Origin of the sequence: Streptomyces sp. NPDC093801, assembly GCF_040701585.1 — a bacterium.
GTDB lineage: Bacteria > Actinomycetota > Actinomycetes > Streptomycetales > Streptomycetaceae > Streptomyces.
Window position 1 is genome coordinate 45,450 of sequence record NZ_JBFBDP010000051.1, and the last position, 7,999, is coordinate 53,448.

The window sequence follows — 7,999 nt, forward strand, 5'->3', positions numbered from 1 at the left end:
GCTCCGGGCGGGCGGGCCCGGTGGGAGCCCGCGTCCGGCCCGCCCACTGGCCCTTCGCGGGCGGGCGGGCCAGCCTGGGGGCATGGACGCGACACCCGCCGGACCCGGGCCTGAACCCGGGACTCCACCGCCGCCCGGCCCCCGTCCCGGACCGGCCCCCGGACCGGCTCCACAGCCGGAGGTCGTGCTGCGGTCCGCGCGGGGGCGGTGGGTGCTGCTCGCCACCGTCCTCGGGTCCGCGATGGCCCTGCTGGACTCGACCGTGGTCAACGTGGCCCTCCCCCGGATCGGGCGCGACCTGGACGCCGATCTGGCGGTGCTCCAGTGGACGGTGAACGCCTACCTGCTGACCCTGGCCGGGCTGATCCTCGTCGGCGGGGCGCTCGGCGACCGGTTCGGGCGGCGCCGGATCTTCGTCCTGGGAGTGGTGTGGTTCGCCGTGGGCTCGCTGCTGTGCGGCCTCGCCCCGAACGCCGGGGTGCTGATCGGCGCCCGCGCCCTCCAGGGCGTCGGCGGGGCCCTGCTGACCCCCGGCTCGCTCGCACTGATCCAGGGCTCGATCCGGCCCGGCGACCGGGCCCGGGCGGTGGGCCTGTGGTCCGGGTTCGGCGGTGTGGGCGCGGCCGTGGGGCCCTTCCTCGGCGGCTGGCTGGTGGACGGGCCCGGCTGGCGGTGGGTGTTCCTGCTGAACGTGCCGGTGGCCGCGCTGTGCGTGCCGGTGACGCTCCGGCACGTACCGGAGTCGCGGGACCCGCGGGCCGGCGGGCGGTTCGACGTGGCCGGAGCGGTGCTCGGCGCGGCGGCCCTGGCCCTGCTCACCTACGCCCTGATCGAGGCCCGCTCCGCGAGCGCGCCCGTCATCGGGGCCGCCGTGGGCGGGGTGCTGCTGGCGGCCGCGTTCGTGTGGGTGGAGCGGCGTCGCGCGCATCCGATGGTGCCGCCGGACGTCTTCTCCTCACGCCAGTTCACGGCCGTCAACCTGGTCACCCTGTGCGTGTACGGGGCCTTCGGCGGATTCTTCTTCCTCTTCGTGCTCCAGCTCCAGGTGGTGTCCGGATACTCGGCCCTGGGCGCGGGGGCGGCGCTGCTGCCGACCACCGTCCTGATGCTGCTGCTGTCGGCCCGCGCCGGGGCGCTGGGCGAGCGGATCGGGCCGCGGATCCCGCTCACGGTGGGGCCGCTGCTGTGCGCCGCCGGGATGCTGCTGACGCTGCGCGTGGGGCCGCACGCCTCGTACGTCCGGGACGTGCTGCCGGCGATGACGGTGCTCGGTCTGGGCATGGCCGCGCTGGTGGCCCCGCTGACGGCGGCCGTGCTGGCCGCCCTGGACCCGGGCCGGGCGGGCCTGGCCAGCGGCATCAACAACGCCGCCGCCCGCGTGGCGGGACTGCTCGCGGTGGCGGCGCTGCCGCTGCTGTCCGGTATGGGCCCGGACGCCTACCTGTCGGCCGATGCCTTCGACGCGGCGTTCGGCCGGGCCATGGCCTGGTGCGGGGGCCTGCTGGTGGCCGGTGCGGTCGTGGCGTGGGCGACGGTGCGCTCCCCCCGGCCCGGGGCCTGCCACCCGCAGTGCCGGACGGCCTGCGCGGTCGTGTCCCCGCCCCTGGAGGACCCGCGGGAGTCCGCTCCCTGACTACTGGTTCTCGCCGCCCAGGACGAACAGCAGGTACACGAAGAAGGCGAAGAGGTGGCCGACGAACAGGTACGCGATCAGCCGGATGACCAGGCCGCGCGGGAACTTCGACTCGAAGCGCTGGAATACGGTCAGCTGGGCCGGGCTCTCGGGCGCGGTGGACATGTTCTCTCCCTCGGACATGCGGGTGACTCCTCGGCGGGTCGACTGGTCGACGGCTAGCGGTGGTGTTGCGCGGCCCCGCCGAGGCACACCCCGGCGAGGCTGCTCTGCAGCAGGGTGTGCACGAACAGGAGCTCCGCCCCGCCCGGGCCGGCCGCGCCGATCCGGTGCGGGGTCAGCGAGTCGAAGTGCGCGCTGTCCCCCGGCTCCAGCAGGTGCTCGGCCTCCCCCAGGTGCAGCCGCAGGCGGCCGCCGAGCACGTACAGCCACTCCTCCCCGGGGTGGACGCGGACCAGCTCGCCCTGGCTGCGCCCCGGCGGGACGTGCACGCGCAGCGCCTGCATCCCCCGCCCGGAGCCCCCGGCCTGCCAGTACGTCCACCCGTCGGCCTCGCGGGCCCCGGGGCCTCCGGCGCGTACGATGGGATCGGCGACGGCCGGGGTCTCGCCGAGCAGCTCGGAGACGGTCGTCCCGTAGGTGCGGGCGAGGCCGAGCAGCAGCGGCAGCGAGGGCTGGCGCCGGCCGGTCTCCAGCCGCGACAGGTGCGCGGGCGAGAGCCGGGCCCTGGCGGCGGCCGCCTCCAGGGTGAGGCCGGCGCGCCGGCGCAGCTCGCGCAGCTGCGGGGCCATGGCGGGCAGCTCGCCGGCGGGGCCGCCGGGGGCCGGTGGGGCCTCGGTGTCCGAGGGTTCCTCGGGACGGGGGGTCATGCCCCGATTGAGCCAGAGTCTTGCCCAGCTGGCAATCTTCCTTGCCCCTGAGGCAAATTCCGGGCCCGCCGGGTTCAGCTGCCGCGCCGCTCCAGCACCGTCGCCACCGTGTCGGCCTCCTGCGGCCCCTTGTCCGGACGGTGGCGCAGCACCCGCGCGAAGCGCAGGGCCACCCCCGCCGGGTAGCGCGGGGAGCGCTGGAGGCCGTCGTAGGCGATCTCGACGACCAGCTCCGGCCTGACCCGGACGGTGAACCCGTCGTCCTCCACCGCGAGCTCGCGCAGCCGGTCGGTCTGCCAGCGCAGCATCTCGTCGGTGAGGCCCTTGAAGGTCTTGCCGAGCATGGCGAAGGCGCCGTCGGCGGCCCGGGCGCCCAGGTGCAGGTTCGACAGCAGGCCGGTGCGGCGGCCGTGGCCCCATTCGGCGGCCAGCACGACCAGGTCGAGGGTGTGCACCGGTTTGACCTTCAGCCACTGCTTGCCCCGCCGGCCCGCCGCGTACGGGGAGCCGAGCCCCTTGGCCATCACCCCCTCGTGGCCCCGGCGCAGGGTCTCGGACCAGAACGCCGCCGCCTGCTCCGCCTGCGCGGCCGGGTCCTCGACCACCAGGCGGCGGACCCGGGCGGCCCCGGGGACGAGGCCGGCCAGGGCCGCGTACCGTTCGCCGACCGGCAGGTCCAGCAGGACCCGGTCGCCGAGGGCCAGCAGGTCGAAGAAGTACGCGGTGACGGGAAGGGCGCGGCGGGCGGCGGCCACGTCCACCCGGGAGCCGACCCGGCTCGCGATCTCCTGGAAGGGCACCGGCCGCCCGTCGGCGTCGTGCCCGATGACCTCCCCGTCGAGGACGAACCGCTCCCCCGGCAGGCTCCGGGCCAGCTCGGCGACCTCCGGCAGCCGGTCGGTGATCTCGTCCAGGGAGCGGGTGTACACGTGGACCTCCGCTCCCTCGCGGTGGACCTGGACCCGGATCCCGTCGAGCTTCTCCTCCACCGCGCACGGGCCGAGGGCCCTCAGGGCGTCCTCCAGCGAGCGGGCGGTCCCGGCCAGCATGGGCTGTACGGGCCGCCCGACGCGCAGGGTCGCCCCGCTCAGCGCCGAGGCGCCCTCGGCCAGCACCGCCGCGGCCACCCGGGGCAGCGAGCCGTCGAGCATCACCGCCCTGCGCAGCGCGGCCGCGGGCACCCCGGCGGCCGCGGCCACCGCCTCCAGGGCCACCGCGTCCAGCGCGCCCTGGCGGACCTCGCCGGAGAGCAGGCTGCGCAGGAACCGCTGTTCGGCCGCGGTGGCGGCGCCCAGCAGGGCGGCCACGATCCGGCGCCGGGCGGCCTGCGCGCCCGGGCCGGAGACGGCGGCCAGCTCGTCCACCGCCGCGTCGACGGCCCGCACCGTCAGGGTGGGCCCGGAGGCGGGGCCGACCTCCTCGGCGAGGGTGCGCCAGCCGACGCCCGGCCGGCCCTGCGGGAGCCGGCCGGACAGATAGGCGATGACCAGGCCGGCCTCGTCGGCGGGGGCGGCCGCGAAGAGCTCCGCGAGCAGGGCGGTCTTCCGGGACCGGGCGGAGGTCCCGGCGACCTCCCGGGACACGCGCGCGACCTCGGCCAGCAGCATGCGCCCCATCCTGCCGCCGCCGGCGCCTCCCCGCAGCCCGGGTACCGCGGACGCGGTACGCGGGGCCGCGCGGGTACTCCTGGAGAAGGGGCGGGGCTCCCCCTGAGGGAGCTCGGGGAAGGCGGTCAGGGGCTTTAGGGTTCCCCCATGAAGCTCCGACTGCCCCGGCGGCCCCGGGGCCGCCTGCTCGCCGGCGCCGCCGCCCTCGCGGTCCTCGCGGGCGCCGGCACCTGGACGGCCGCGGCCGCCTCCGGGGACGAGCCGGCCGTGCACCGCCTGGACCAGGTCCTGCGGATGCCCGGCGCGGACGCGGACGGTTCCGCCGGCACCGACATCGACACCTCCTTCTTCACGGCGGGCGACGCCTCCGGGCGCCGTCCCGCCGTCCTCCTCGGGCACGGCTTCGGCGGCAGCAAGGACGACGTCCGCGCGCAGGCCGAGCGTCTGGCCCGCGACGGCTACGCGGTCATGACCTGGTCGGCGCGCGGCTTCGGCCGCTCCGGCGGGAGGATCGGGCTCAACGACCCCGAGCACGAGGTCAAGGACGTCTCCGCGCTCGTCGACTGGCTGGCCCGCCGCCCCGAGGTGCGGCTCGACGCGCCCGGCGACCCGCGCGTGGGCGTGGCCGGCGCCTCCTACGGCGGGGCCGTGGCGCTGCTGGCCGCGGGGTACGACCGGCGGGTGGACGCGATCGCCCCGCAGATCACGTACTGGAACCTCGCGGACTCCCTCTTCCCCCAGGGCGTGTTCAAGAAGCTCTGGGCCGGGATCTTCTTCACGAGCGGCTCGGCCGACGGCCTCGGGCCGCCCGGCCGCCCGGCCGGCGCGGCCGGGTCCCCGGCGGCACCCGGCTGCGGACGGTTCGAGCCGCAGCTGTGCGCCATGTACGAGCGGGTCGCCGTGGCCGGGAAGCCCGACGCCGAGGCGCGCGAGCTGCTGGAGCGGCGCAGCCCCTCGGCCGTCGGCGACCGGATCAGGGTGCCCGCGCTGATCGTGCAGGGGCAGGACGACTCCCTCTTCCCGCTGGACCAGGCCGACGCCATGGCGAAGGCCATCGCCGCGAACGGCGCTCCGGTCGCCGTGGACTGGGCGGTCGGCGGGCACGACGGCGGCATGCGCGAGTCCGGCCGGATCGAGGCCCGGGTGGCGGCCTGGTTCGACCGCTACCTCAAGGGCGACGCGGGCGCGGACACCGGCCCGGCCTTCCGGGTCTCGCGCACCGGCGGCATCGACTCCACCGACGGGCGGATCATGGTGCGCAGCGCGACCGGCGACCGCTACCCCGGGCTGGAGTCCGGTCCGCGGGCGTTCGCCCTGGCCGGACGGGAGCAGACCTTCGCGAACCCGGCCGGCGGGGCTCCGCCCGCCCTGTCGGCGCTGCCCGGCATCGGCGGGCAGCTCGCCTCCCTCGGAACCGGGTTCTCCCTGGACTTCCCCGGGCAGAACGCCCGCTTCGACTCGGAGCCGCTGGCCGCGGAGGTACGGGTCACGGGGACCCCGACGGTCACCCTCGACGTGAGGTCGACCGCCGCTGACGGTTCGGCCGTGCTCTTCGGGAAGCTGTACGACGTGGGGCCCGACGGGCGCCAGCAGGTGCTGCCGAGCCTGCTCGTGGCGCCGGTGCGGGTGGCGGACGCCGGGCAGGGCCGGAGCGTGCGGCTGCGGCTCCCGGCCGTCGACCACGCCTTCCAGGCCGGGCACCGGCTGCGGCTGGTGGTCGCGGCCACCGACCTCGGCTACGCCTCCCCGGCCGAGCCGGCCTCGTACACCGTCGCGGTGCGCGAGCCGCTGCGGGTGCCCGTCGCGGACGCAGTACGGGCCGCCCCCGCCGGACTGCCCGGCTGGGTGTGGTGGCTGCCGCTGGGCGCGGTGGCGCTGGCCGCCGCGCTGCTCGGGATCCGCCGGACGGGCGGGACCCGGGCCGCGGCGCCGCCCGAGCCCGCGCTGGCCGGCGTACCGCTCGACATCACCGGGCTGACCAAGCGCTACGCGAAGGCGCAGGACCGCTACGCCGTGCGGGACCTCTCCTTCCGGGTGGAGCGCGGCCAGGTGCTGGGCCTGCTGGGGCCCAACGGGGCGGGCAAGACCACGACCCTGCGGATGCTGATGGGGCTGATCACGCCGGACGCCGGGGAGATCCGGGTGTTCGGGCACGCGATCCGTCCCGGGGCCCCGGTGCTGTCGCGGGTCGGGGCCTTCGTGGAGGGCGCCGGGTTCCTGCCGCACCTGAGCGGCCGGGCCAACCTGGAGCTGTACTGGCGGGCCACCGGCCGCCCCGCCGAGGACGCGCACCTGGCGGAGGCCCTGGAGATCGCCGGGCTCGGCGACGCCCTGGACCGCGCGGTGCGCACGTACTCCCAGGGCATGCGGCAGCGGCTGGCGATCGCGCAGGCGATGCTGGGGCTGCCGGACCTGCTGATCCTGGACGAGCCGACGAACGGTCTGGACCCGCCGCAGATCCGGGAGATGCGCGACGTGATGATCCGCTACGCCGCCGCCGGGCGGACCGTGATCGTCTCCAGCCACCTGCTGTCGGAGGTGGAGCAGTCCTGCACGCACCTGGTGGTCATGGACCGCGGGCGGCTGGTGCAGGCCGGGCCGGTCGCCGAGATCACCGGCGGCGGGGACACCCTCCTGGTGGCGCTGGAGGGGCCGGTGGACGAGGTGGCCGTCGGCAAGGTCGCGGCGCTGGAGGGCGTCGCCTCCGCGGTGCCGGCCGAGGAGGGGCTCCTCGTACGGCTCGACGGCGCGTCGCCCGCCGCCCTGATCGCCGAACTGGTGCGGCTGGAGCTGCCGGTGTCGGCGGTGGGCCCGCACCGGCGGCTCGAGGACGCCTTCCTGACCCTGATCGGAGGTGCGGCATGAGCGCCGTACGGGCCCCGGCTCCCGCCGGGGAGACCGCGCCCGGCTACCGGCCGGGGCGGACGCTGCCGCTGCGCGTGGAGGCGCTGCGGCAGTGGCGCAGGCGGCGGACGCTGGTGATGGGCGGGGTGCTGGCCGCCCTGCCGTTCGTCATGATCATCGCCTTCGCGGTGGGCGGCGGCGCGGACGACGGCCGCGGCGGGGCCGACGGCCGGGTGAGCTTCATCGACACGGCGACGGCCTCCGGCGCGAACTTCGCGGCGACCTGCCTGTTCGTGTCGGCCGGCTTCCTGCTGGTGGTGCCGGTGGCCCTGTTCTGCGGGGACACCGTCGCCTCGGAGGCGAGCTGGTCCTCGCTGCGCTACCTGCTGGCCTCGCCGGTGCCCCGGGCCCGGCTGCTGTGGAGCAAGCTGGTGGTGGCGCTGGGGTTCAGCCTCGCCGCGATCGTGCTGCTGCCGGTGGTGGCACTGGCGGCGGGCACGGCCGCGTACGGGTGGGGGCCGCTGAAGCTGCCCGCGGGCGGGGCGCTGCCCGCCGGGGAGACCGTGCCGCGGCTGGCGGTCGCGGTGGCCTTCGTGTTCGTGTCGCAGCTGGTCACGGCCGGGCTGGCGTTCTGGCTGTCGACCCGGACGGACGCGCCGCTGGGCGCGGTCGGCGGGGCCGTCGGGCTGACGATCGTGGGCAACGTGCTGGACGCGGTGACCGCGCTCGGGTCGTGGCGGGAGTTCCTGCCCGCGCACTGGCAGTTCGCCTGGGTGGACGCCCTGCAGCCGCAGCTGGAGTGGGGCGGGATGCTCAAGGGGACGGTGGTGTCCGTGTCGTACGCGCTGGTGCTGTTCGCCCTCGCGTTCCGCGGCTTCTCCCGCAAGGACATCGTGTCCTGAGGGACTGCCCAGGACACGGGCCGAGGCGCCGAGGGCCCTCCCGGGAATTGGCGGTTTCTAGGGGTCGTTGCAACACGTGGTCGGTTTGATCAGGCCGCGAGGAGTTTATGCAGGCGCTCGGCTGGGGTTTCCCAGTCGAGCGTT

Annotated in this window: 6 protein-coding genes; 3 read left to right on the forward strand and 3 right to left on the reverse strand. The window is 76.6% G+C overall.

Annotated features, from left to right (window positions below):
- The first annotated feature begins 184 nt into the window (after window positions 1-184).
- On the forward strand, window positions 185-1,633 hold the full coding sequence (locus tag AB0469_RS37515; protein ID WP_366456061.1) for an MFS transporter: 1,449 nt from the start codon (window positions 185-187) through the stop codon (window positions 1,631-1,633).
- Here the strand turns inward: AB0469_RS37515 and AB0469_RS37520 are convergent, their stop codons facing one another.
- The 3 genes from AB0469_RS37520 to AB0469_RS37530 all read right to left on the reverse strand — a co-directional run bounded on the left by AB0469_RS37520 (window position 1,634) and on the right by AB0469_RS37530 (window position 4,109).
- Window positions 1,634-1,798, reverse strand: a complete 165-nt coding sequence (locus AB0469_RS37520) for a DUF6126 family protein (protein ID WP_366456068.1) — start codon at window positions 1,796-1,798, stop codon at window positions 1,634-1,636.
- A gap of 53 nt (window positions 1,799-1,851) precedes the next feature.
- Window positions 1,852-2,424: an XRE family transcriptional regulator gene (locus AB0469_RS37525; RefSeq protein ID WP_366456069.1), complete on the reverse strand. Its 573-nt coding sequence runs from the start codon at window positions 2,422-2,424 to the stop codon at window positions 1,852-1,854.
- A gap of 152 nt (window positions 2,425-2,576) precedes the next feature.
- Entirely contained in the window at window positions 2,577-4,109 is a 1,533-nt protein-coding gene (locus tag AB0469_RS37530) for an ATP-dependent DNA ligase (RefSeq protein WP_366456063.1), read from the reverse strand.
- Between the two features lie 147 nt (window positions 4,110-4,256).
- Between AB0469_RS37530 and AB0469_RS37535 the strand changes: the two genes are divergently transcribed.
- Both AB0469_RS37535 and AB0469_RS37540 read left to right on the forward strand, forming a co-directional pair.
- Window positions 4,257-6,974 (forward strand): alpha/beta fold hydrolase, encoded by a 2,718-nt coding sequence (locus tag AB0469_RS37535; RefSeq protein WP_366456064.1) that lies wholly within the window; start codon window positions 4,257-4,259, stop codon window positions 6,972-6,974.
- A complete protein-coding gene (locus tag AB0469_RS37540; protein ID WP_366456065.1) occupies window positions 6,971-7,855 on the forward strand; it encodes an ABC transporter permease in 885 nt (294 codons plus the stop codon). The genes AB0469_RS37535 and AB0469_RS37540 overlap by 4 nt, the downstream gene beginning before the upstream one ends.
- The last annotated feature ends 144 nt before the right edge of the window (window positions 7,856-7,999 follow it).

Bases quoted from the DNA above. Each gene is read 5' to 3' on its own strand.
- AB0469_RS37535 (WP_366456064.1), top strand. From the start codon at position 4,257: ATGAAGCTCCGACTGCCCCGGCGGCCCCGGGGCCGCCTGCTCGCCGGC.
- AB0469_RS37540 (WP_366456065.1), top strand. From the start codon at position 6,971: ATGAGCGCCGTACGGGCCCCGGCTCCCGCCGGGGAGACCGCGCCCGGC.
- AB0469_RS37520 (WP_366456068.1), bottom strand. From the start codon at position 1,798: ATGTCCACCGCGCCCGAGAGCCCGGCCCAGCTGACCGTATTCCAGCGC.
- AB0469_RS37525 (WP_366456069.1), bottom strand. From the start codon at position 2,424: ATGGCCCCGCAGCTGCGCGAGCTGCGCCGGCGCGCCGGCCTCACCCTG.
- AB0469_RS37530 (WP_366456063.1), bottom strand. From the start codon at position 4,109: ATGCTGCTGGCCGAGGTCGCGCGCGTGTCCCGGGAGGTCGCCGGGACC.